The sequence below is a fragment of the Porphyromonas sp. oral taxon 279 str. F0450 genome (assembly GCF_000292995.1).
In the GTDB taxonomy this organism is placed as follows: Bacteria; Bacteroidota; Bacteroidia; order Bacteroidales; family Porphyromonadaceae; genus Porphyromonas; species Porphyromonas pasteri.
In genome coordinates, this window is the sequence record NZ_ALKJ01000005.1 from 1 (window position 1) to 23521 (window position 23521).

18 protein-coding genes are annotated in these 23521 nt (G+C 57.2%); 6 read left to right on the plus strand and 12 right to left on the minus strand.

The window, feature by feature from the left end:
• Positions 1 to 313: 313 nt before the first annotated feature.
• Complete coding sequence (locus tag HMPREF1323_RS00190; protein WP_009432135.1) at positions 314 to 2890, plus strand: TonB-dependent receptor; 2577 nt, start codon at positions 314 to 316, stop codon at positions 2888 to 2890.
• A 562-nt stretch (positions 2891 to 3452) separates the two neighbouring features.
• Here the strand turns inward: HMPREF1323_RS00190 and cobM are convergent.
• From cobM to HMPREF1323_RS00215, 5 genes are all read right to left on the minus strand, one after another.
• On the minus strand, positions 3453 to 5273 hold the full coding sequence (cobM, locus tag HMPREF1323_RS00195; RefSeq protein WP_009432140.1) for a precorrin-4 C(11)-methyltransferase: 1821 nt from the start codon (positions 5271 to 5273) through the stop codon (positions 3453 to 3455).
• Between the two features lie 30 nt (positions 5274 to 5303).
• On the minus strand, positions 5304 to 6452 hold the full coding sequence (locus HMPREF1323_RS00200) for an iron-containing alcohol dehydrogenase (RefSeq protein WP_009432144.1): 1149 nt from the start codon (positions 6450 to 6452) through the stop codon (positions 5304 to 5306).
• Between the two features lie 24 nt (positions 6453 to 6476).
• Positions 6477 to 7022: a GNAT family N-acetyltransferase gene (locus HMPREF1323_RS00205; protein WP_009432165.1), complete on the minus strand. Its 546-nt coding sequence runs from the start codon at positions 7020 to 7022 to the stop codon at positions 6477 to 6479.
• 6 nt (positions 7023 to 7028) lie between these two features.
• Positions 7029 to 8336 carry a Na+/H+ antiporter NhaC family protein gene (locus tag HMPREF1323_RS00210; protein WP_009432147.1) on the minus strand — a complete coding sequence of 436 codons (1308 nt, stop codon included), beginning with the start codon at positions 8334 to 8336 and terminating at the stop codon, positions 7029 to 7031.
• A 188-nt stretch (positions 8337 to 8524) separates the two neighbouring features.
• On the minus strand, positions 8525 to 10192 hold the full coding sequence (locus HMPREF1323_RS00215; protein ID WP_009432146.1) for a DUF4836 family protein: 1668 nt from the start codon (positions 10190 to 10192) through the stop codon (positions 8525 to 8527).
• Positions 10193 to 11047: 855 nt separating this feature from the next.
• Here HMPREF1323_RS00215 and dgt point away from each other — a divergent pair.
• The 3 genes from dgt (at position 11048) to HMPREF1323_RS00230 (ending at position 13833) form a co-directional block, all read left to right on the plus strand.
• Complete coding sequence (dgt, locus tag HMPREF1323_RS00220) at positions 11048 to 12388, plus strand: dGTP triphosphohydrolase (protein ID WP_009432169.1); 1341 nt, start codon at positions 11048 to 11050, stop codon at positions 12386 to 12388.
• A 116-nt stretch (positions 12389 to 12504) separates the two neighbouring features.
• A complete protein-coding gene (locus tag HMPREF1323_RS00225) occupies positions 12505 to 13500 on the plus strand; it encodes a type I phosphomannose isomerase catalytic subunit (protein WP_009432158.1) in 996 nt (331 codons plus the stop codon).
• A gap of 12 nt (positions 13501 to 13512) precedes the next feature.
• Positions 13513 to 13833, plus strand: coding sequence for a MerR family transcriptional regulator (locus HMPREF1323_RS00230; protein ID WP_009432139.1), 321 nt, complete (start codon positions 13513 to 13515; stop codon positions 13831 to 13833).
• Positions 13834 to 13923: 90 nt separating this feature from the next.
• Here HMPREF1323_RS00230 and HMPREF1323_RS00235 read toward each other — a convergent pair whose 3' ends face one another.
• From HMPREF1323_RS00235 to HMPREF1323_RS00265, 7 genes are all read right to left on the minus strand, one after another.
• Positions 13924 to 15123, minus strand: a complete 1200-nt coding sequence (locus tag HMPREF1323_RS00235; protein WP_009432143.1) for an efflux ABC transporter permease — start codon at positions 15121 to 15123, stop codon at positions 13924 to 13926.
• A gap of 4 nt (positions 15124 to 15127) precedes the next feature.
• Positions 15128 to 15772 (minus strand): ATP-binding cassette domain-containing protein, encoded by a 645-nt coding sequence (locus HMPREF1323_RS00240; protein WP_044123802.1) that lies wholly within the window; start codon positions 15770 to 15772, stop codon positions 15128 to 15130.
• A gap of 524 nt (positions 15773 to 16296) precedes the next feature.
• Positions 16297 to 17481, minus strand: a complete 1185-nt coding sequence (locus HMPREF1323_RS00245) for an ABC transporter permease (protein WP_009432160.1) — start codon at positions 17479 to 17481, stop codon at positions 16297 to 16299.
• Positions 17482 to 17488: 7 nt separating this feature from the next.
• Positions 17489 to 18661, minus strand: coding sequence for an ABC transporter permease (locus tag HMPREF1323_RS00250; RefSeq protein ID WP_009432137.1), 1173 nt, complete (start codon positions 18659 to 18661; stop codon positions 17489 to 17491).
• A gap of 1 nt (position 18662) precedes the next feature.
• Complete coding sequence (locus HMPREF1323_RS00255; RefSeq protein ID WP_009432134.1) at positions 18663 to 19700, minus strand: HlyD family secretion protein; 1038 nt, start codon at positions 19698 to 19700, stop codon at positions 18663 to 18665.
• Between the two features lie 4 nt (positions 19701 to 19704).
• Entirely contained in the window at positions 19705 to 21075 is a 1371-nt protein-coding gene (locus tag HMPREF1323_RS00260; protein WP_009432164.1) for a TolC family protein, read from the minus strand.
• Between the two features lie 22 nt (positions 21076 to 21097).
• A complete protein-coding gene (locus HMPREF1323_RS00265; protein ID WP_156795152.1) occupies positions 21098 to 21496 on the minus strand; it encodes an HU family DNA-binding protein in 399 nt (132 codons plus the stop codon).
• Positions 21497 to 22592: 1096 nt separating this feature from the next.
• Here HMPREF1323_RS00265 and HMPREF1323_RS00270 point away from each other — a divergent pair.
• Entirely contained in the window at positions 22593 to 23012 is a 420-nt protein-coding gene (locus HMPREF1323_RS00270) for an organic hydroperoxide resistance protein (RefSeq protein ID WP_009432141.1), read from the plus strand.
• Entirely contained in the window at positions 23009 to 23437 is a 429-nt protein-coding gene (locus tag HMPREF1323_RS00275; protein WP_231724902.1) for a DoxX family protein, read from the plus strand. Before HMPREF1323_RS00270 ends, HMPREF1323_RS00275 begins: the two co-directional genes overlap by 4 nt.
• Positions 23438 to 23521: the final 84 nt, after the last annotated feature.

The window sequence follows — 23521 nt, forward strand, 5'->3', positions numbered from 1 at the left end:
CACGGCCTCCATCTCTACGCGGTAGAGATGGAGGCCGTGACCTATTTATTAGCTTATTAGCGGGTATCAGTCTATCCCCAGCAATAGGTATTTTGTGGGTAGGTGATCCATAGTTGTGCTTTCTGTGTTTAACTTTGTGTAGACCTAAACAGAACAAGATCCCTCGCTCTACCGAGGAATCGCTCTCGAGAAAGCCTCTCTCTCCGCTCGACATGTAGCCCTTTCCCTGGATCCTTTGACGGGTGAGTTGCGCTGGGTGGACTACGTCTTGCTCTGTTGTTGGTCCGATTCGTATAATCAACTTATAGTATACATGAAGAGTATTATTTGCCGTATGGCACTACTGCTGAGCCTTGTCCTTGTGGTCCTTGGACAAGCTCAGGCACAGCACTCAGCGACGACGGGGAGTATCGTGGGTACCGTCGTCGATGCTTCGACTCACGAAGCCCTTCCTAATGTCCAGGTTCTCATCAAGGGGACGACTATTGGCACGACGACCGATGTCCATGGAGCATTCTCCATCCAAGGCCTTGCTCCGGGCTCTTATACCATCCAAGCACGTCTCGTGGGCTATGGGGTGGAGGAGAGCCGTGTCGGTATCGAAGCTGGGAATAGTCGCCACCTCGATCTCTACCTCCAGCAGCAGAGTATTGACCTCGATGGGGTCGTCGTCTCGGCTAATCGTCAGGAGACGCTTCGCCGTCATGCACCGAGCCTTGTCACCGTCCTCTCGCAGGAGATCTTCAAGAAGACCAATTCGGAGAACCTCAGCCAAGGTCTCCGCTTCCAGCCAGGTCTTCGCATCGAGGACAACTGTCAGAACTGTGGCTTCAACCAAGTGCGTATCAACGGGCTTGAAGGGGCTTATTCTCAGATCCTCATCGATAGCCGTCCTATCTTCAGTTCGCTTGCTGGCGTTTATGGTCTGGAGCAGATCCCTGCCTCTATGATCGAGCGTGTCGAGGTGGTACGTGGGGGTGGATCAGCCCTCTTCGGCGCTAATGCCGTCGGTGGGGTGATCAATGTGATCACGAGAGAGCCTCTGCGCAATACCGCTAGCCTTCGCCAGAGCTATACTTCCTTCCAGCAGAACAAGGGGGCATACACTTCGCTGATGCCTACGACCTCGTTCAACGGTTCGCTGGTCAGCGAAGACCGCCGTGCTGCTGCGATGATCTTCGGTCAGCATTCCTCTCGTGGGATCGTGGATGTCGATGGGGATGACTTCACCGATATTCCCGAACTGAAGAATAGAGCCCTGGGCTTCCGTGCCTACTACAAGACGGGCATCTATGGCAAGCTGACGGCTGAATACCGCTCCATGCACGAGTATCGTCGTGGTGGTGATCGCCTAAGTGAAGCACCCTTCCAAGCTCGTATTGCTGAGTATCTCCAGCACTTCGTCGATGGGGGAAGCCTACGCTTCGACCAGACGACTGCTGAGGGCAACGACAGCTTCAGTCTCTATGCTTCGGGGCAGAAGGTCCTGCGTAAGAGCTACTATGGTGGAGGTGACTATGCCGATGAGCTTCTGAAGCCCCTGATCAACCTCCCTCGTGGTAATGCCCAAGGCACCGACGAGGAGAAGAAGCAGGCCGAGGAGTATCAGAAGGCTTATGATGATGCCCTCAAGGCACTGACAGCCTATGGCGAGACCAAGGGCTTTGACTTCCAGGGGGGCGGTACCTACGTCCACAAGTTCCCTAAGTCGCTTACTCTTACGGTAGGTGCTGAGGGTGCTTATTCGACGCTCAACGATAAGAGTGGCTACCGTGCTCACGGCATCGATCAAGTGACGACGACTTGGTCGCAGTACGACCAGCTGGAGTATTCGACCGACCGTTGGAATTTCCTCCTTGGTGGCCGCTTCGACTATGTTCGTCTGACGCAGGGTGGGCAGAAGAGCATTGATCCGCTCCTCATCTTCAGCCCCAGAGCGAACGTGCGCTTCAATCCCACGAAGGACCTCAGTCTACGCCTCTCTTACAGCGAAGGCTTCCGTGCTCCTCAGTTCTTCGATGAGGAAATGCATGTCACGCTGGCGGGTGGTGAGCCCAAGGAGCGTGTCCTAGCGAAGGATCTGAAGGAAGAGCGCTCTCGTAGCCTCAGCGCTTCCTTCGACTGGTACACCACGCTGGGGAAGGGCTGGCAGCTCAACCTCATGGGTGAAGGCTTCGCTACCTGGATCCGAGACAAGTTCACTCCAGACAACGAGGACGGTGTCCTCGACCCCAAGACGGGGCGCAAGGTCATCACGATCATCAACGCTCGTGATGGGATGAGCAAGGTCTATGGCCTGAGCTTCGAGGCTCGTCTGGCGTACCAGCGACTCTTCGATCTGCAGGGCGGTGTGACCCTACAGCGTAGCCTCTACGGGCAGGACAAGGTGCTCTTCGATGCTGATGAAGACAATCCTACGCAGGCCAAGGTCACCACACGAGACTACGAGCGTACCCCTAATCTCTACGGCTATCTGACTGCTACGCTACGTCCTACCTCTGCTCTGAGCTTCGTCCTCTCAGGTACCTATACGGGCTCGATGAATGTGCCCCATACGGCCTACGAAGGAGTGGGGGATCTCAACCTCCAAGCTAATGAGCTGAATGCTCAGGGGCACTTTGATGTCGTGCGTGATGGGACGCGCTATCGTGGGCAGAATGCAGGGTCGGCTTACCTCCACAAGGCCAAGCCCTTTGTTGATCTTGACTTCCGTGTAAGCTATGCTTTCAGCCTCACTTCGCTGGTGAAGCTTACGCTGGATGCTGGTGTGCAGAACTTCCTCAATGCCTATCAGAAGGATACCGATATGGGTCCTGGACGAGCTTCGGACTACATCTATGGGCCGAACCGCCCTCGTCGCCTCTACCTCTCAGCGACCTTCGATATCTAAGAGATGGCCTTGCGCAATGGTCCCGTATATAGGTATATGGGTGCGTAGGTAGAACTATATAGGAAGCAGTCCAAAGCTATATAGCTTTGGACTGCTTCCGTATAGCTTTGTGAAGTGACCTCTATTAGCTTGTTGCTCCGCATAGGGATAAAAGTTGTAGACGAGTGGCAAATAAGTTTAGGCTACGTACGTGGCTCTAATATCTACGTACGTGGATATTTAGATTGACGTGCCTCGTCTTTAGGACTACGTACATAGACAGAGGAAACCCACTACGTGAAGGTGCTTTTTCTTCACGAGAACAATGCTTTTCCCTTCGCTGGATAAGAGGAATACTCGCGATAAGGCGAAGGGCTTGCGTATCACTTCGGAGAGGTATATCGGGGAGCTGGGCGCACGATGCCTTAGCACTCTAAATAGAGGGCTGGACTCTCGGCTACAGCCTCATCTAAGCAGATATACGCTCCCCATATAAAAGGTCACGGCCTCCATCTCTACTCGGTAGGGATGGAGGCCGTGACCTTTTGCTCTTGGTGGCTACTCTCTTGGGTAGCGCGAGAGACTACTTGCGGAAGAGGTGCTTGAACTCATCGGCATAGAGGCGAGAGAGCCCCTTGCGATTGTCGATGGCTTCGCCGACGACGATCATCGTCGTCAGGGTGAGTTTGTTCTCGTGGACGATCTGTGCGAGGTCACGCAGTACGCCACGGTAGATACGCTGGTCAGGCCACGTCAGGTGGTAGCAGGCCGCGACGGGCGTATCCTCGGGATAGTGCTCAAGGAGCTGGCGCTGTACATCGTCGACGATACCCGCGCTGAGGAAGATACACATCGTGCTCTGTGAGCGAGCCAAGAGGTGAAGCTGCTCCGTCTCGGGCATCTTCGTGCGGCCTTCGCCACGCGTCAAGATGATGGTCTGCGTCTTCTCGGGGATGGTGAACTGCGAGCGGAGCTCCGCAGCTGCCGCCTGGAAGGATGAGATCCCTGGGGTGATATGGTAGCTCATCCCATAGGCATCGAAGAAGGCCATCTGCTCCTGGATCGCCCCGTAGATACAGGGGTCACCGGTGTGAAGGCGGGCGACGATGAGGCCCTTGTCGTAGAACTCCTTCATCAGAGCGAACTGCTCCTCGAGGTTCATGTCAGCCGAGCTACGCACCGTAGCACCTGGCTTAGCGCATAGCGTGAGGGCACGAGGGACGAGGCTTCCCGCATAGAGGATGAGGTCTGCGATCTCCAGCCACTGACGACCACGGATGGAGATGAGGTCGGGGTCACCAGGGCCTGCACCGACGATCTCGATATGTCCGCGGCGTTCTGCACTGCGCTCTACAGCCAGAGCGAAGGTGAAGTCATTGCCATTGTGGAGTATACCCTTCTGCTTCTCCAGCACGAGACTACCGAGGGAGGCAGCATAGCGTGCCGTGCTCTCAGCTACACCCCATACGCCCGTCACCTCGTGGACCTTCTTCGAGGGATTAGCGACCTCTACGTCTGCCAGGTCGGCTGCGGTGTAGATCTCGGGAGTGAGCTGGAGGGTCGCGGCGAGCTCATGCAGGAGCGGCTCATCCTTCTTGAGGTCGATGGTCGCCAAATGGTGGATGGACTCGGGGAAGAAGCCATGACGGCGTACTTCACCGAGGATATAGCTGACGATATCCTTGGGGTCGCACTGATAGCGGCAGCCGAGGCCGAGGCTCAGTACGGGCGGGATGAAGTGTACGATGGGGAGCTGGTCGGTCTCCAGTGCTCGGTAGGAGACGACGAGGAGAAGTGCGTACTCGGAGAGACGAGGGATAAGCTCCTCACGGGAGTAATAGATGTCGACGTGGTCGGCCTTGGTGCGCTCCAGCTCGCTCGTACCCTTGTCCTGCACCTCGAGGAGGAGGGCGGTCTTCTCTCCATTTGTATAGAGAGCGATGGGGCGGTTCAGCCCCTCGGAACTGCCCTTCGTCACCCAGCCATAGCGGCGAGAGAAGAGATCCAGAGCCCACAGGCCTGTATTGTCGGTCTGCGTGCTGATGACGGGCTCGGCACCGAGGAGGGAGGCGAGGTCGCGCGTCAGCTCGTTGGCACCGCCGATGTGTCCCGAGAGGACGGAGACGACGTGGCGCCCCGTACTGTCGATGTTGATCACCGCTGGATCGGTGTACTTATGCCCGATCAGTGGAGCGATGCTACGCACACAGATACCCATAGCACCGATGAAGATCCACCCTTCGAAAGCGGTGAACTGCTCGGCTACGAACGACTGGATATGATCGATGTGCTCGACCCCTTCCCCAGGATGAGTGGAGAAGAGGCGAGCATCGGGATAGTTGGATAGGATTGGCTTAGCCGTCTGGATCCCTTGGGGTGAGACGGCAAGGATGGCAAGAGTCATAGAGGAGGTTTTGTGTATGATAAGGGGGGATTAGCAGCGAGCAAGGATGCGTGCTATTGCTTCGTGGTCGATGTCTTGATCTTCACCGAGGAGGGTGCCACGCTCACGGAAGCGACGGACGACCTCTTCGCGTAGGTCATCTCCGAAGCCGCGCTCCGCGAGACGGGTCTCGAGACCAAGCGAACGGAAGAATGCTTCCGTCTTGTCGATAGCCTGAGTGATGCGTTCGTCCTCACTACCCTCGGTAAGACCCCAGATACGGGAGGCATACTGCAGGAGCTTGGCATGCTTCCCCTTGCCAGCCTGCTCTCTGAGGAGGGCGGGTAGGACGATGACCAGTGTGTGACCATGCGTTAGCCCCGTGAGAGCCGTGATCTCATGCCCTATGCGATGGGTCGCCCAGTCTTGTGTCACGCCCATAGAGATGAAGCCATTGAGTGCCATCGTCGCCGAGAGCATGAAGGTGGCACGTGCATCGTAGTCTGCAGGCTGAGCCTTGATCTTGTCTGCCTCCTCGATGAGGGTGAGTAGAATGCCTTCTGCCCAGCGATCCATGAGAGGACTCTCCCCGACACGGGTGAGGTACTGCTCTACGACGTGGATGAAGCTATCGGCGATACCGCACGCTATCTGGTAGTCGGGTAGGGAATAGGTATAGCTCGGATCGAGGATCGAGAATAGGGGATATTCGTTGTAGAAGCTGAACTTCTCATGTGTCGCTTCGCTGGAGATCACGGCTCCACGGTTCATCTCTGAGCCCGTCGCGGGGATCGTCAGCACGGTGCCAAGAGGAAGGGTCTGGACGCTTCGGTCAGCCCCATGTAGTACGAGATCCCAAGCATCACGCTCCGAGGGGATAGCGTTGACGATAAGCTTGCTGGCATCGAGGACACTCCCTCCGCCCACTGCGAGGACGAAGGTGACTCCCTCCTGCTTCCCCAGGGCGATAGCCTTACGCAGGGTCTCTACCTTGGGGTTAGGTTCGATGCCCCAGAACTCTACGGTCTGGAAGCCACTGAGCTGACTGATGACAGCTTCGTAGACACCATTACGCTTGACGCTACCTCCGCCGAAGGTGAGGAGGATCTTGGCATCTGAGGGAAGGAGCTTCGGGAGCTCCAGGATGCTGTCTTTACCGAAGACGAGCTTGGTGGGATTGCGGAAGGTGAAGTTGTTCATAGGGCTTTACTTGTCTGGTAGACGTTACTTGTCTGAAGAGATACGGTAGACTTGGCGGTGGATCTCCTGCTGGATGCGGAGGAAGTCTGCTTCCTGCAGTGAGCGATTAGAGAGTAAGTGTAGATCGACCCAGGGGAGGTCTGCTCCATAGGGTGGCTGGCGGTAGTCGAAGGGCTGTACGGTGAGTCCGAAGCGTGCATAGAAGGCTAAGCGTCGCTCCGCCATCGGTGAGTAGCCCGCTGGTTCGGCTTCGAGGACGATGGGATATTCGTCATTGTAGAGCTGTCCCAGCAGCTGGAGTACCTTACTACCAAGGCCTTGTTTTCTTCGATTGGGATCAATGACAAGGTACTCAAAGTAATGTGATGAAGGTAGCTCCCAGCCTACGACGAAGCCCACGACCACGTCATCGGAGAGGATGAGCTGAGCTATATGTTCGCAGCGCTCTGGGCCGAAGAGCTGCGTCCACGGACGACGCTCTTCGGGAGGGAAGGCTTCCTCATAGATCTGTCGCAGATGTGCTGGGGGCTCTTGTCCCCAAGGTATAGGGTATAGCTCGATGGTAGGCATGACGGGTCAGCAGGAGTAGCGGCGTGGGAAGCGCAGGAGGATCGAGAGCAGTGCGCAGCCACCCATGATGAAGGGATAGTAGAGGTTGGGGACGATATCCATAGGCGACACACCTGCGAGCTTCGAAGCAAGGAGGAGCTGAGCACCATAGGGGATGAGCCCCTGCACGAAGCAGGAGAAGGTGTCGAGGATACTCGCCGTCTTGCGTGGATCGAGTGCGTACTGCTTCGTGATCTCACGGGATACCTTGCCCGTGGTGAGGATAGCGATCGTATTGTTTGCTGTGCAGAGGTTGGCCACAGAGACGAGGATAGCGATAGTCAGCTCAGCCCCACGCTTGCCACTGATGCCACGCGTGAGGTGCTTGAGGAGGTAATCGATACCGCCGTTGTAGCGGATGAGCTCGAGTACACCACCTGCCATCAGTGTCACGATGATCAGCTCGCCCATGCCCGTGATACCACTGCCGAGAGCGGCTATCCAGTCCCAGGCGGGTAGCGTACCTGTACCCAGCCCGACAGCACCGCAGGCGATGATGCCGAGGGTGAGGACACCCAGCACGTTCATCCCAGCGACGGCCGCCACGAGGACAAGGAGGTAGGGGAGGGTGAGGAGGAAGGAGCCTTCGCCCGAGGGACGTACGGCAGGGAGCTCCAGCCCGACGACGAAGTAGAGGACGAGAGCGATGATGGCGGCTGGTAGGACGATGGTGATGTTCGCACGGAACTTATCCTTCATGCTACAGCCCTGTGTGCGGGTCGCTGCGATGGTCGTGTCGGAGATGAACGAGAGGTTGTCGCCGAAGAAGGCGCCCCCCGTGACGACGGCAGCTACATAGGCATTCGATAGCCCGAGGCTCTCACCGAGCCCGAGGGCGATGGGTACGAGGGCGATGACCGTGCCGACACTTGTGCCGATGGAGAGGGAGATGAAGCACGCCGCGATGAAGAGTCCTGGGAGGAGGAGCGAGGAGGGGAGGAACGAGAGGATGAGGTTCACGGTCGCGTCAATGGCACCCATGCTCTTAGCACCTGTAGCGAAGGCACCAGCCAAGACGAAGATCCAGATCATCAGGAGGATATTCGGGTCGGAGGCGCCACGTGAGTACTGGCGGATACGCTCCTCGAGCTTGATGCCGCGGGTGATAGCGACGGCATAGATCGAGGCCACCGTGAAGGCCACCGTGATGGGCATCTTATAGAAGTCTCCTGCACAAATAGAGGTCAGTAGATAGACGGAGAGGAAGACGATGAGAGGGCTCAGGCCGAACCAGCCCCATCGCTTCGGTGAAAATGTAGGGGTATCTTGCTGCATGCGGGAGGGAGTAAATGATGGAATGTACGTCGTGCAAATCCCTTGCACAGTGGCACAAAGGTACGCATTCTATTCCGACTATCTGGCGGGTGAGTGCCTGCTAAATGCGCAGTGCCCCGCTCCTCAGTCTGAGGGGCGGGGCACTGCGTAAGGGGGGACGCTCGGTGCAGAGCGCTGATCGTGAGGGATTATCGCAGGGCGACGAAGAGGTCTGCGAGCGTCTTCAGTGAGTTCTCCTTCGAGTCGATCTTCAGGCTCATCTTACCCTCGAGATTGGTGCCCGTGAAGCTCAGGGACTGGAGGACACGGAAGGCCTTGGCCTTCTCGCCGATGAACATCTGGAGCAGATCAGCGGTAGGAGCCGTCGTCAGGAGCTTCTTCAGGTCGATGTAGCAGAAGCTGTTGCTCTTCTTGAGCGAGCTGTAGTCGCTGTGCTTGGTGAAGTTCTCACCCGACGTCTTGAAGAGCAGTTCTCTACCCATCCCGCCATAGGCCAGATAGGTCACACCGTCTTGGTAGCCGAAGAAGAAGGGGCCTTCTGCTATGCGATAGCGGTGGTCTCCACCATCCTTGACGTATCTGCCAGAGTGCTCCTTCTCAGCCTGCTGGTAGAGAGCGTCGACGAGCGTGGCATCCTTCGTCTTGAGGTAGCCTACGAGGCCGAAGTCAGACTGCTCCGCATTGATGCGGGGGAAGGTGAAGGCGATCTCCTCTCCGAGGGTGGGGACGATAGCTTCGATATCGACGCCTTCCGCCTTGAGCTCCGAGAGTGTTTTCTTGAAGTCAGGGAGCTTGCTGTAGTGCTCGAAGAGCTTCTGCACGCTGAGCGAGGCTGCAGCGGTCATATAGCTATCCTTGGGGAGGTACTTCACGAGGTCATCCTGTACGGACTTGGGAGAGACTTCTTCGGCGAGCTTCTTGAGCTTCTTGAGGATCTCCTTGTCTTCGCTACCATAGGTCATGGTACCTACGACTTCGCCCGTCTCGAAGGAGACTGAGTAGAGCATGTAGCACTTCTTCATATCGATGCCATCGAAGTTGGTGGCATCCGAAAGGCCTACAATGTTCTTAGTCATTGATTTGCCATAGCTGGAGTCCAGGAACTTTGACATCGAGAGGACACCGCGGATATCGCCCTTCTGGTCCTCGAGGTCACGGAAGGCTGGGGTAGCTACATAGCTCTTGTCCTTGGTCTGGCTGAGGTACTGCTTAGCGAGCTGCTTCGTCTCTTCGATGGTCGACTCGCTGGTGTTGAGGGAGATGAAAGCCTTGTCATTGAAGGCGTAGACCGTGACATTCCCTGAGACATGATAGGTAGAGATCGGGGACTGGTGGGCTGTCGTGTCGCTGGTCTCTTCGATGGTGTCGTACTCACTCTCATCGTATTCGACATCTTCGGGTTCGGTGGAGTCTTCGTCGATATCGAAGAAGATGCCGTCCTCGGCCTTGAGAGCTGCAGCATCCTTGTTGCGGAGCTTACGGAGCTTGTTCACACAGGCCTCGAGCTTGCTCTTGTCATCTACACGCAGGAGGTAGCCGAGGCTGACCTTTTCATTGGAGAAGAGGAAGACGGGGCTCTTGAGGTCGACACCGCTCTTGCTGGGGTTTTGGATGAGCTCCTTGTAGTAGGCTTCGGCCTCCTCGCTGTCGCTCAGCATCTCGGTGAGACGCTTCTGTAGCTCGCCATCCTTACTGTTGGTGACGCCGGCTTTCTTGGCCATGGACTTGAGGTCGAAGGAGCATACCGAGTAGGCGTCAGCCGGCAGGGCATACTGGTAAGCTTGGTCCTTGCTACAGCTGGAGAGCCCGAGTGCAAGGACTGCTAAGAGGAGAAGGTAATGTTTGATTCGTTTCATAAGTCGCTATGATGTGTAGTTAATTGGGGGCATCTATATACTGCAAATATAGGGATATATCCACAAAAGAGGCCGCTACGTGTGATCACTCTGCTGTTAGCTCAAACGGGCATTTTGCTCCTCCTATTATCCTGGGAGCAAAGGATGTCGCTCTGCCGAAGAGTAGGGCGGGAGAATGGGAGAATAAGGGCGCTTTGTTAGTGCCTGACATTCAGGGGTATATTGCTTCGCTGCTCTGAACTGTGGAGGAGGGGGATAGCGACCTATATAGGTCACCGTACGAACCTATATAGGTCACTGCTCCGACCAATATAGGTCACATATATCGACCTATATAGCTTCGCTTCTCGGCCAATATGAGACTGTTGCTCCGCATAGGGATAAAAGTTGTGGACGAGTGGCAAATAAGTTTGGGCTACGTACGTGGCTCTAATATCTACGTACGTGGATATTGGGATTTACGTACCTAGTCTTTAAGACTACGTGCATAGATACTGAAAAACCACTACGTGAAGGCGCTTTTTCCTTCACGAGAAGGACACTTTTCCCTTCGCAGGATAAGAGGAATATATGTGATAAGGCGTAGGGCTTGCTCGGTCACTTCGGAGAGGTGTATCGGGGAGCTGGGCGCACGATGCCTTAGCACTCTAAATAGGGAACAGGACTCTGTGCAACAATCTCAATATAGGTCAGCCCACCGACCTATATTGGTTCACATCACCTCCTTCGGGGTGTGTATCCTGGTCTCGGGGGGGGAGATGAGGGCTAAAGCGCTTAGATGCACTACCTTTGTGATATCATTCATCTCCTTACTACGAGCGGGGAGTCTCCCTGCTCACTCTCGATCCTAAGCCAATGCATTGGACCCAACTCCTCTCTGACCGCCGTCTGGGTGCAGACCGCGCAGAGCGCCCCCAGTCGCGGGGCTGGGCACGAAGCGACTTCGAGCGGGACTATGACCGCTTAGTCTTCTCGCCTGCCTTCCGCCGCCTACAGAATAAGACGCAGGTCTTCCCACTGCCTGGGAACATCTTCGTGCACAACCGCCTGACGCATAGCCTCGAGGTGAGCTGCCTCGGGCGCTCGCTGGGTAATATCGTCGGGGAGGTGCTCTCCGAGCGCTATCCTACCGACCGGGAGACGCCCTTCCGCTCGGGGATCAGCGCCATCGTCAGCGCTGCGTGTCTGGCGCACGATATGGGGAATCCACCCTTTGGGCACAGCGGAGAGCGTGCGATCAGCGCTTACTTCGGCGAAGGCCCGGGGAAGCGCTGGGAGCCTCTGGTACGTGCCGAGGGTGGACGCTGGGAGGACTTCCTCTACTTCGAGGGGAATGCGAATGCCTTCCGCCTCCTGACACATCAGTTCCGTGGTCGCCGCCCTGGGGGCTTCGCCCTAACGTATAGCACGGTGGCGAGCATCGTGAAGTATCCCTATAGTAGTCTCTTGGCAGGAGGGAAGAGTAAGTTCGGCTTCTTCGCCACCGAAGAGGAGACGATGAAGGAGGTCACCGCAGAGCTGGGGCTCGAGCGACGTACCGCCTCAGCGCTGAGCTATGCTCGCCATCCGCTGGTCTACCTCGTGGAGGCTGCAGACGATATATGCTATCAGATCATGGACATCGAGGATGCCGCGAAGCTCCACATCCTGAGTCGTGAGGAGGCACAGGGGTTGCTCTCGGCCTTCTTCTCCGAGGAGGAGCTGCGGGAGGTGCAGCAGGGCCTTCGGCATATCACCGATCCCAACGAGCAGACGGCTTACCTGCGCTCCAAGGTCATCAACCTCTTGGTCGAGGAGGCTGCAGGTATCTTCCTCGATGCTGAGCAGGCGATCCTCGCGGGGACCTTCTCTGGTAGCCTCATCCATCACCTCGAGCCACGCACGAAGGCTGCCTACGAGGCGTGTAGCCAGACGGCCTATGCCCGCATCTATCGGGCCCGTGAGGTCGTCGACGTCGAGCTCGCAGGGCATCGTATCTTCACCGCCCTCCTCGACCAGCTCCTTGAGGCACAGCTTCACCCCGACTATCAGTACAGCCGCACGCTTCTCAGTCGCGTAAGTAGCCAGTATGAGATGGGGCAGCCCACGATGTACGGACGCATCCAGAGCACGCTGGACTATATCTCGGGGATGACGGATATCTACGCCCTTGACCTCTATCGCCGCATTACGGGGATGAACCTCCCTGCGGTCTAAGCGCTCGCTTCTTCTCTTTGTACCTATGTATAAATAGGGTGTAGAGGCTATAATGACTACCTTTGCACCGTCATCCGACAATCCACATATATCTCCACGATATCATACATCCCATCATGTCTATCAATAAGCTATATCCCCTGACCTTCGAGCCTCTCTTGAAGGAAGTCATCTGGGGCGGCAGTGCTATCCGCCCATTCAAAGGCCTTACTCCCGACGATAAGAAGGTCGGTGAGAGCTGGGAAATCTCTCACGTCGACGACAATTACTCCGTCGTCGCAGCTGGCCCGCTCGCTGGGAAGAACCTCGACGAACTGATCCATACCTACGGCGAAGAGCTCGTCGGTAAGAGCGTCCTCGAGCGCTTCGGCCGTCGCTTCCCCCTGCTCATCAAGTTCATCGACGCCCGCGACTACCTCTCTATCCAGGTGCATCCCGATGATGCCCTCGGTCTCAAGCGTCACAATTCCTTCGGGAAGACCGAGATGTGGTACGTCATCAATGCGACCCCAGGGGCTAAGCTCTATAGTGGCTTCGCCGTGCAGTCTTCGCCCGAGGACTACGTGCGCCGTATCGAAGAAGGTACCATCGTCGAGGCTCTCGCTGAATACGAAGTGAATGCTGGTGACGTCTTCTTCCTCCCCGCAGGCCGTGTCCACGCTATCGGTGCAGGCTGCTTCATCGCTGAGATCCAGCAGACCTCCAATATCACCTACCGTATCTACGACTACGATCGCACGGATGCCGCAGGCAACAAGCGTGAGCTTCACACCGAGCTGGCGAAGGACGCCATCGACTATCACCTCGAGGACGACTACCGCACGGCTTACACGCCTCAGGTAGATGCTCCCGTCGAGCTGGTATCTTGCCGCTACTTCGAGACGAACCTCCTCGACCTCGATGCGCCACTCGCTCGCGACTGGTCTCAGCTGGATAGCTTCGTCATCTACATCTGTATGGAGGGTGGCGTACGTCTGACGGATGCTGCCGGCACGGTCGTCGAGCTGCATCAGGGCCAGAGCGTACTCGTCCCTGCTTCCAATCCTTCGCTCACCCTCACACCCGTGGGCAAGGTCAAGCTCCTCGAGACCTACATCCCCGCAGCTAAGTAAGCTCTCGCAGCTATGGCTAAGCGACTCTTCTACCGCATCAAGGAGGTAGCGCACCAGCTCGGTGAGCCCGTCTCGACGGTCCGCTACTGGGAGAGTGTCTTCCCACAGGTATCGCCTCATATCTCCCCTAAGGGCGTGCGGCAGTACACCGAGCGGGATATCGAGACGCTACGCACCATACAGCTCCTCCTGCGAGAGAAGGGGATGACGATCGAGGGGGCGAATGCCCAGCTTCGCGTCCGTCAGTCCTCCCTCGAGTCGCGCGCCGACACGCTGCTCCGCCTACGGCAGATCCGTCAGCAGCTCGATGAGCTGCGTAAGGCACTCGGCTAATCGCCCCCGCTGAATAGCTAATAAAAGTATAAGCCCGTACTCCCAGATCTGGGGAGCACGGGCTTATGCTTTTGTGGCGCTTAGTGGAGGCTATGCCTTAGCGAAGAGGCGTAGGCTGTGCACCTTGTGACGGATGGATAGCGTATTGATGAGCGCTGTGATGAGGAAGATGCCGACACCGATGAGGGCGGTCGTACCAAGCCCTCCGCTCACTTCGTCAGAGAGTAGGCGCTGAGCAGCCTCGATATAGTAGCCACGTGCATAGGCCACAGCGACGAGGCTAAGGCCGAGGACAGCACACTGCACGAGGAGTGTCAGTGCGATGTAGGGGCGGATGACGGCACTACGCGTGTAGCCGAGCAGTAGGAGATCCTCGATTTGTCGCGTATTCTTCTGTAGGAGTAGGTATATCGAGAGTAGGAGCAGATAGACCGAGAGGGCGGAGATAAGTACCCCAATAGCTAAGACGAGCCCTGCGAGGAGTCGCAGGAGGTACATTGATTCGCCCGATGCGAGGCGCTCGCCTTCGCTCTCATAGTGGTGGTCACGCAGGTAGAGTGTGATGGCTGGATCGGAGGGGCTCTTGACCTCGACGATGAGGCGTGTCGAGGGGGCTTCGGCACCTGGTGCCAAGCGTTTGTTCATCGCCTCGAGGAAGGGTAGGGGGACGAGTAGCGTATTGAGGCGGTTGGAGAAGCCGACGATACGGCCACGTAGCTGGACTTCTTCGCCGGCACCCGAGAGGTCGAGCTGGAGGGGAAGGCTACTCATCGTCGCCTCGGAGAGAAGGGGAAGGCCTTGGCTCTGCGCGAAGGCAGAGTTGTACAGCCCGAGGTAGTTGCGTGGGATGATGATAGGCACTTCATCGCTATTCGGGTCGTACTTCCAGTCCTCGGCCTTCACGTCGAGGAACTCTTCGGGTACGGCTTCGAAGAACATATACGTCGACATCCCCATGCCGAGCGTCAGGCCAGCCGACACGCGGAACTTCGAGGGGAGGAAGCGCCCGACACGCAGGGCAAAGTCTTGCTTCGATAGCTCTTCGATTTCGCTGGCGGAGAAGCTGTTGCTCTTCTTCCCGCCGAAGAGCCCACCACGTACCTGCTTGCTTATGATGATGTAGTCGCCCTTCATGAAGCGGTCCTTCGCACCGAGGACGCTTGTCGCGTCTTGGTAGAACTGGCATCCGAGTAGGATGATCGCCATGCCGATGAGGTTGGCGACGAAGAAGCCGAAGAGCTGCAGTGGGCTGATATGACGGCTCAGCAGGCGTATGACAAGTCTATTCATGGGGCTATAGCTGGTAGGTGTGGTGATACTCCAGCGGTAGGTGCTTGCCTACGGAGGTGACGATGACGGAGGCGCCTTGGGCGGTGGCTTCGGCGGTGATGAGCCCTGCGAGCGTGCGGCCGTTCGCCTCATCGAGGTGGCTGATGGGCTCGTCGAGGAGGAGGAAGTCGAAGGGCTGACAGAGCGAGCGGATAGCGGCAAGGCGCTGCTGCTGCCCGAGGGACAGCAGGCGTGCCGGGCTCTTGAGCTTGTCGGCGATACCGAGTGCCTCGAAGTAGCCCTCGATCGTCTGGCGGTCCTTGTGCCCTGTGAGCTGGTTCTTGATCCACACGTTGTCCCAAGCCGTTAGCTCGCCGAAGAGGCGCATATCCTGGAAGAGGAAGCTCAGGGATTCACGTCGTATGCGCCCCCAGGCTGAGGCGGAGAGTGCGCGGATATCTTGTCCGTCGAAGGCGATGCGCCCCGAGTAGTCGCCACGCCAGCCGTAGACGAAGCTACAGAAGGACGACTTGCCAGCACCGGAAGAGGCTTCTATGAGATAGTGCTTGCCCCGCTCGAGGCTGAGCTCCTGTCGCCAGACCTCGGAGATGAGGTCGGTACGCTCACGGAAGACCTCGGGTAGGACTTGGGAGAGGGTGATTTGCTGCATGGAGAGATGGACTATACTTAGTCGCTTGTATTCTTGGGGGAGGGAGAATGCGGGTCTGTGCGACTGCACCCCCGTGATTATCAACGTGCAAGATATGGATTATCGGCTTATGATGCAAGAATAGCCCTTCGTGGGGGCGAACCCCATCACGGGAATTTTTCTTGCCCAGCGGAGCAAAATCTACATTCCCGTGAAGAAAAAGGGAGCTTCCCATAGTGCATTTCCTTTGTCTACGCACGTAGTCTTAAAGACTATGTACGTAAATCCCAAAGACTATGCACGTAGATTTTAGAGCCACGCACGTAGATCAAACTTATCAGCTATTCGTCAGCAACTTTTATTCGTACTCGTAGGAAATCATTTGACTACTGCTTCCTGCTTTTCTCTCCGAAGGGACGGACTCCGAAGTTGCGCTACCGTATGATGCTTGAGCGCAAATAGTCTTATCTTGGTGCCATAAAGCACGCGAGGCCCGAAGCAGAGATGCTCCGGGCCTCGCACGTTTGATCGTACTAAGTGATGCGCTAAGAGCGGCGCAGCACGCGAGCGTAGGCGAAGGACGTGATCAGGAAGTAGACCAGAGCCTGTACCCACAGCGTGAGGTACTGCGGTAGGATGTCGGAGAGCTGTGCGCCCATACTGCTCACGGCGACGAAGGCTTGGACGCCTGGCGTTGAAGGGATGAGGTAGCCCAGTGCGCGCAGGGGGCCAGGGATAGCCGACAGAGGCCACGACAGCCCCGTGAGGAAGAGGAAGGGCACCGAGGTGAAGACCCATAGGATCATCGCCTTCTCACGGTGGCGCGTCAGGAGACTACAGCCGAGAGAGAAGAAGATCATCGCCAGGATCATCGGCAGGAAGAGTAGCACATAGGTCGTGAAGTCCGTCAGCTGTGGCAGGCCGAAGAGCCAGGGTGCGACGACCAGCGTGAAGAGCGACGTCACCGAGTAGAGGGTGAAGTAGCAGATCGCACGACCTATGAGGAGGCGCATCACGCTGACGTAGTGCCCACCGACGTACTGCACAGGCGTGCTCAGCCCGCCACGCTCACGCTGCGTCCCCGACATCATCGCGATGCCGATGAGGAGCGTCTGCTGGATGATCAGCACCAGCACCCCAGGCAGGAGGAAGCCTTGGAAGCCCCCTTGCGGGTTGTAGGGTACGACCCATTCGCTCTCGATAGGGCGGACGGAGATGCGTGTGGCTTCGCTGGAGGGGCCGTGGTGGCGCTCCGCTTCGATTTCGCGCCCCATCGTCAGCGCTACCTCGGTCGTCGCCAGAGAGAAGGCCTTGTAGTAGAGTGCGGAGACGAAGGTCGCATGCAGGTCGACGTGCGCTTGGCGCCCGCTCATCAGCATACGGTCGAAGTCCTCGGGGATAATCAAGATGCCGTAGGCACGCTCCTCCCCGATGAGGCGGTAGGCCTCTGACTCCCCTGCGACATGCGCCACCACACGTACATCGGGTGAGGCATCGACACGGCGAATGAATTCGCGCGAGTGTGCCGTGTGGCTCTTGTCGATGACGACCAGTGGCGCCTCCCGCACGACTTCGCTCCCATAGAGGGCGGAGTAGAGGAAGGGATAGGCGAAGGGGACGACGAGGAAGAAGAGGATAGCCCCGCTGTCGGCGAAGATATGACGGAACTCCCTGAGGCAGACCTGCCAGAGGTCACTTATGCGGAGTCTGAGAGATCGGATGATATTCATAGAAGCATCAAGCGATATAGCCTACATTCAGGAGATACTTCCTCAGACGAGGCAGCATGATGAGCGGCAGGAATAGGAAGGCGAGTAGCCCGATATACTGAGGGAGTGAGTCGGCGAAGGGTGCCCCGATGAGCGCCTGATTGATCCCTATGAGGAAGTAGTAGCGCAGGGGGAAGATGTAGGCCAGCGCCTGCATCGGTGCGATCATCGAGCTCACGGGGATACTCATACCCGAGATCGAGAAGGACAGCATCCCGAGGAGGCTACCGAGGCTCATGCCCATGCGGAGTACGGGGATCAGCGAGATGAAGAAGATACCGAGGGCCTGAGCTGCCAGCACGAGGAAGAGCATGGCAAGCGCCATCGGTGCCCAGCCCGACTGCAGGGGATAGCCCATCCAGCCGTAGAGGATGCCCTGGATGATCCAGCCCGAGAGGACGAAGAGGATGGTCTGCGGAAGGAGCTTGCCGATGAGCGCACGGCTCATCGAGCCCTTAGCCAGACGAAGCCATTCGCTCGCCGTACCGCGCTTGATCTCGAGACCAATGCTGTACGAGGTGAGGAGTAGGATCATCAGCTGCAGGATACCCGGGAGGATCGTCGTGGTGAGGTAGGCCGAATAGTTCAGCCAAGGGTTACTCATCACTTCATTGCGCACGACGATGGGCTGCACGGTAGCCATGATCTCCTCCATCGTCTTACCCTTGGCTTGGCCGGTCTGAAGGCCGACTTTGGCCGAAGCAAGTTCGGAGAGCATCTTCATATCTCGGAAGGTGAAGCTCCCAGCCATCAGGTAGGCGCTATTGGTATAATAGTGGAGCTTGGGCTGACGTGCCGATCCCGCACCCGCCTGTAGGCCGGAGGGGATGTGGAAGATCGCATAGACCTCCCCACGGCGCATCGCATCGAGCGCCTCGGGCATCGAGGCAGCCTCGAGGGCCACCTCAGAGCTCTGGAAGGCATCGAGGCTACGTGTGAGGGCACGCGAGGTAGCGGTGTGGTCTTCGTCCACGACCGCTACAGGCATATTGGTCGGGAGTCCTCCGCCCATCATGTAGAGGAGCATGAGGGTGACCAAGAGCGGTGCCCCGAAGATGGCGAAGAGGTAGATAGGGCGCGTCGTGAGGTAGCGGAGTTCGCGCCTCAGTACGGCACCCAGACCTGTCTTGGGGGTTGACATCTTAGAGCTGACCCTTGTCCAGTACGATCGTCATACCCGCCAGCAGGCCTTCGACAGGCTGGGTGGGCTGGGCAGTTACTTCGAAGGTGCGCAGGTCGTGCTGGTCGCGCGGCTTCGTAGCCTTCCACGTAGCGTAGTTCCCCATATCCTTCATCTTCGAGACAGTTAGCTCGACCTTCTTACCGCCGAGGGCTGGGATGGTGCCGTGGAGCTTGCTGCCCTGACGCAGGCCGGCGAGCTTGTCTTCGCGCACAGCGAAGAGGACACGCACGGCGCGGTAGTCGGAGATGCTCATGATAGGAGCACCCGTACCGACGAGCTCACCCTGATGAGGGTAGATCTCGGAGATGATGCCGTCGACGGGAGCGATGAGCGCACCTTCCTTGAGGTAAGCGTCGACCTCGGTGATAGCACCTGCAGCGCGCTCGACGAGAGCCTGAGCAGCCCACTTGTCCTCACGCTGAGCACCGTTCATCGCCATGTCGTACTGGCTGCGAGCAGCACGCTCGGTAGCGCGCATAGCGTTGAGCTGAGCGGTGGCTTCGTCGTACTTCTGTGCGGGGAGGACGCCTTCCTTGTACAGACGCTCGACACGTGCGAAGCTCTTTTCTGCTACCTCGAGACCTGCTTTGGCCTTCTGCCAAAGTTCGTAGGCTCCTTCCTTCTGCTCCCTGCGTGCGCCAGCCTGTGCCTTCTGGCTCTGGGCTTCGGCAGCAGACTTAGCGGCCTGGGCCTGCTCGAGCTTAGCGAGGACTTCGGGCGAATAGATGCGTACAAGGGTGTCGCCACGATGTACGCTCTGGCCTTCGCTGACGAGGAACTCTGTGATACGACCTGGGACCTTGCCCGCGATACGTACTTCATCGACCTCTACTTGGCCGGTAATGATATCCTCCTTCTCACCGAAGAAGATGAAGCCTGAGAGGGCTAAGAGGACCATAGCTACGACGACGATACCGACGCCGAAGATGATACTTTTCTTGGACGATGCATTGGCAGCCTCGTTCTGCGTGGGCTGCTGGGTGGGTTGTGTACTCATTGTTTTACAGGGCAAGGATATTCTTGAGTTTGCTTTCGGAGAGGAGGACGCGGATCTGCGCGTCGATGAGACTGTCTTGTGCGCTCATCCAGGCGGTCTGCGCCATAGTGTAGTTGAGCAGGGGGATGACGCCTTCCTTGTAGCCGACTTCGGCGTAGCGCAGGTTCTCGCGTGCCATCTCGACAGCCTTGAGAGCCGTCTGGTAGGCACGGCGAGCATCGTCGGCCGTGCGGATTGCCTGCTTCATCTGCAGGGTGATCTTACTGCGGGCTTCGGCGAGCTCGAGTTGCTTGACACGGTGCTCGGCCTTAGCCTGACGACGGCGGAAGGAGCCAGAGAAGAGGTCGGAGATGGGTACCTGAAGCATGGCGCCGAGGTAATACTGTCCGCCAAATTCCTTCTTCGGGCCATTGAAGCTATTGGGATTCGTAGCCGAATAGCTGGCGAAGCCGTAGACCTTAGGTAGGAGCTCTGCCGTCTCCATACGCACGCGCTTGCTATAGATGGTGTCGACCATTCGCAGGGAGCGCACTTCGCTGCGGCGCTCGACGGCGGCGGGAAGGTCCTCTGCCTGCAGGCGCTCAGTAGGAGCGGGGAGGGCAAGCTCGATCTGTCCTTCGTCTGCCAGATGGATCTCGGCAGAGGACTCCAAGCCGCAGAGGTCAGCCAGGAGCATCTTCGAGAGCTCGAGGCCATTCTGTACCTGACTGCGCTTGACCTCGGCTTCGCTGAGCTTGGTGCGGACGGAGAGGCCGTCGGCCTTCGTCGCTACACCAGCTGCGATGGAGGCATCTACGTCCCGCACGGTCTGCGTCAGTAGGGTCACGAGCTGGTCAAGTAAGCGGGACTTGCTGTCGAGGGAGATGATCTGCCAATAGGTCTCATCGACCTTCGTCTCGATCTCCGTAGCAGCTGTCTCACGGAGGTTGCCCTGGAGGCGCTCGGCGAGAGAGGCCATCTGGTAGCCCATGGTGATCTTACCACCGAGGTAGATGGGCTGGATGGCGGTGACGTTGGCTACCCATACGTTGCGCAGGTCGACGGTGCCGAGGTGACGCAGGCGATCGGGGATGAGGAAGTTGAAGGAGCCCAGTGGCTTGTCCCAGTCAATGAGGTGGAATTCCTTCTGCATGTGCAGGTAGGCTCCGCGAGCCGTCACCTGGGGGAAGAACTTCGTGAAGACCTCTTGCTTGCGGGCGTGGGCAGCTTCGCGCTCGGCGTCCTTTTGCTGGAGCACCCGGCTGTGGGTCTTGGCCATTTCGCGGCACTCGTCGAGGGTGAGCTTCTCTTGGGCAGAGAGCAGCGACGTGCTGGCCACGAGCCCTGTGAGAAGGAGGGCTATACGCTTGGTGCGTACTGATAAACGTAGATCCATTATAGCTATTTCTTATTCTTACTTAGTCTTGGGAGGGCTCGCGCTTGATCTGGCAGGTGATGCGGCCGAGTGCTTGGCGGATATTCTTCTTCGGGTGCATGATGATCTTCGCAGGCTGGAGGGTCGCTTCGGTGACCTCCTCGGGGGTGTTCATCAGCTTGCCTTGGACGAAGGGCATCAGTGTACCCATCTCTCCGAGGTCGACGCCGACGCCTTGCTCGAAGCTCGTACATACGACCTCGGCGAAGGCACGCAGAGCGGACTCTACATCGATGCGGGAGAGCGAGCAAATACTGCTGATCTGCTCCATCACTTGGTCGATGCTTAGCTTCTCGCGCTTCGTGGGGTAGGCGTAGTAAAGCGTCTTGCCGGCGCGAAGGCCCTGCTTAGATACCTTACTCTTTATCTCAAGAGTCATCATATTTCTTATCGTTTTTAGTAGTGACCTATGTGTGGTAAATATAATTACCTTACATAGGTGATTTGCGATGCAAAGGTAGGTAACAAAATGTTATCAACCAAATATTCATTGCTTTTCCCCACTTTTCTCTCGTCTTTACCCTTGCCTACCAGCTCCTCCCTCCGAGGATGGGCGATGCTCAGCTCGTATAAATGAGCCTTCCACCCCTTGATGAAGCGTGAAAGATTTGCCGTGACTACTACTCAGGATTTTCCTTTTTGATGCTTAATGTGCTGTGTGATAGTGTAGATTGAAAATCCAAGATTTGCCAAACGACTCGGTGAAGAATTGCCGGAATTGTGCTGTGTCTCCTCTTGGAGCTTCGGTGTCATACCTCCGAGAAGGGGGGATGGAGTGCCTTCGCCTGTGCCGTCGTCGGAGTCTCATTAGCTGGGGAAAGCTACCGCCATTGGGGCGGGAGTCTCTTGTGTCTTCATTGACTTGAGAGGGCATTCCTATACAGGGAAAGTTCCACGCTACCGAAGGAAAAGCTTCCACGGCGTAGTGGTAGAGCCACGAACGAGTATAGCATTACTTCTGTCTACGTGCCTGGATCTAAAATCTACGCACGTGGATCTTAGAGTTTACGTGCGTGGATGATAAATCTACCTACGTAGATAAGCGAAATGCACTATACGAAGTCTATTATTTGACTATTGCGATGGCGCTTTTTCTCAGCGTGTGTGAGGGGTGAAGCTGTATAGGAAGGGACTGCGCGACTTAGGTGGAAGCGACTCGGTTGGGTGGAGGATAATGCTCTGAATAGGGCTGTTGGGTGGCTTGAAAGTGGGGGATCAGTGGTGAGACGAAGGTATGTAGGGTAGGCTATTCTCGCAGGGTTTACCCTTTGAGTTATTTGTATCGTGCGCGATATATATAAGATTTGTATTACCTTTGTAGGGGAAACAGATCATCAGCTACAAGAAAGGAATAGACTCTAATGAGTGAGGCGGTCTTATCAAGCTGCTCGATACCTCTTGCTTTCTCGCTAAGTAGCTCTAAGGAGAGCCCTGATGCTCTTACTCCCAGTAGCACTTTACGTTAAATAGATCCAGCTATGTCAATCAAGGTTTTGTACACGACTTCGGCTCGTGTCGAAGGTGGCCGCCGCGAAGGCCACGCCGTAAGTAATGATGGTGTACTTGATGTACAGCTTCGCTCGCCCAAGGAACTCGGTGGTCAGGGCGGTGGTACCAACCCCGAGCAACTCTTTGCAGCTGGCTATGCCGCCTGCTTCGATAGCGCCCTTGGGCTCGTCCTGCGCCAGAGCAAGCTCCATGCGAAGACGGCCGTCACCGCAGAGGTCAGCCTCGGCGAGAATGGTGAAGGAGGCTTCGGCCTCGCTGTCAAGCTCCGTGTCGAGGTCGAAGGTATCGATCGTGAGGCTGCACAGCAGGCTGTGGAGCGTGCCCATCAGGTATGCCCCTACTCCAATGCGACGCGCGGTAACATTGACGTGACCCTCGAGCTCGTATGATGCCCGCTACGCTCCCGACGAGCAAGACGCAGCACGCCTTTCGTATCCTCCTCGGGCTCTTCCTCCTCTATGCGGGGATCAGCCACATGACCTTCCGCCGTGCGGACTTTGTGGCGCAGGTGCCCGACTGGCTCACGATGAGCAAGGACTTCGTCGTGCTGGCCTCGGGTGTCGTGGAGATGCTCTTAGGGCTCTCCCTCGTAGCTCTCTATCGTCAGCGCGTGTGGGTCGGGCTGGTCGTAGCGATCTTCTTCGTGGCGATCTTCCCTGGCAACATTCATCAGTACACGGAGGGGATCAGCGCCTTTGGGCTCGATACGGATGCGAAGCGCTTGGTGCGCCTCTTCTTCCAGCCACTGCTGGTCCTCTGGGCGCTGTGGTCCACAGGGGCGCTCAAGGCACTATGCCAGCGCTCTAAGTGCTAAGCCCTATCTCTCAACTCTAATCTACGGCGTAGCCCATAGGTGCCGAAGGAGTAGCCTCCCTCGGTGCCTATGGGGTGCGCGTTC

Coding starts and splice junctions, on each gene's coding strand:
- HMPREF1323_RS00190 (WP_009432135.1), top strand. CDS start 314: ATGAAGAGTATTATTTGCCGTATGGCACTACTGCTGAGCCTTGTCCTT.
- cobM (WP_009432140.1), bottom strand. CDS start 5,273: ATGACTCTTGCCATCCTTGCCGTCTCACCCCAAGGGATCCAGACGGCT.
- HMPREF1323_RS00200 (WP_009432144.1), bottom strand. CDS start 6,452: ATGAACAACTTCACCTTCCGCAATCCCACCAAGCTCGTCTTCGGTAAA.
- HMPREF1323_RS00205 (WP_009432165.1), bottom strand. CDS start 7,022: ATGCCTACCATCGAGCTATACCCTATACCTTGGGGACAAGAGCCCCCA.
- HMPREF1323_RS00210 (WP_009432147.1), bottom strand. CDS start 8,336: ATGCAGCAAGATACCCCTACATTTTCACCGAAGCGATGGGGCTGGTTC.
- HMPREF1323_RS00215 (WP_009432146.1), bottom strand. CDS start 10,192: ATGAAACGAATCAAACATTACCTTCTCCTCTTAGCAGTCCTTGCACTC.
- dgt (WP_009432169.1), top strand. CDS start 11,048: ATGCATTGGACCCAACTCCTCTCTGACCGCCGTCTGGGTGCAGACCGC.
- HMPREF1323_RS00225 (WP_009432158.1), top strand. CDS start 12,505: ATGTCTATCAATAAGCTATATCCCCTGACCTTCGAGCCTCTCTTGAAG.
- HMPREF1323_RS00230 (WP_009432139.1), top strand. CDS start 13,513: ATGGCTAAGCGACTCTTCTACCGCATCAAGGAGGTAGCGCACCAGCTC.
- HMPREF1323_RS00235 (WP_009432143.1), bottom strand. CDS start 15,123: ATGAATAGACTTGTCATACGCCTGCTGAGCCGTCATATCAGCCCACTG.
- HMPREF1323_RS00240 (WP_044123802.1), bottom strand. CDS start 15,772: ATGCAGCAAATCACCCTCTCCCAAGTCCTACCCGAGGTCTTCCGTGAG.
- HMPREF1323_RS00245 (WP_009432160.1), bottom strand. CDS start 17,481: ATGAATATCATCCGATCTCTCAGACTCCGCATAAGTGACCTCTGGCAG.
- HMPREF1323_RS00250 (WP_009432137.1), bottom strand. CDS start 18,661: ATGTCAACCCCCAAGACAGGTCTGGGTGCCGTACTGAGGCGCGAACTC.
- HMPREF1323_RS00255 (WP_009432134.1), bottom strand. CDS start 19,700: ATGAGTACACAACCCACCCAGCAGCCCACGCAGAACGAGGCTGCCAAT.
- HMPREF1323_RS00260 (WP_009432164.1), bottom strand. CDS start 21,075: ATGGATCTACGTTTATCAGTACGCACCAAGCGTATAGCCCTCCTTCTC.
- HMPREF1323_RS00265 (WP_156795152.1), bottom strand. CDS start 21,496: ATGATGACTCTTGAGATAAAGAGTAAGGTATCTAAGCAGGGCCTTCGC.
- HMPREF1323_RS00270 (WP_009432141.1), top strand. CDS start 22,593: ATGTCAATCAAGGTTTTGTACACGACTTCGGCTCGTGTCGAAGGTGGC.
- HMPREF1323_RS00275 (WP_231724902.1), top strand. CDS start 23,009: ATGATGCCCGCTACGCTCCCGACGAGCAAGACGCAGCACGCCTTTCGT.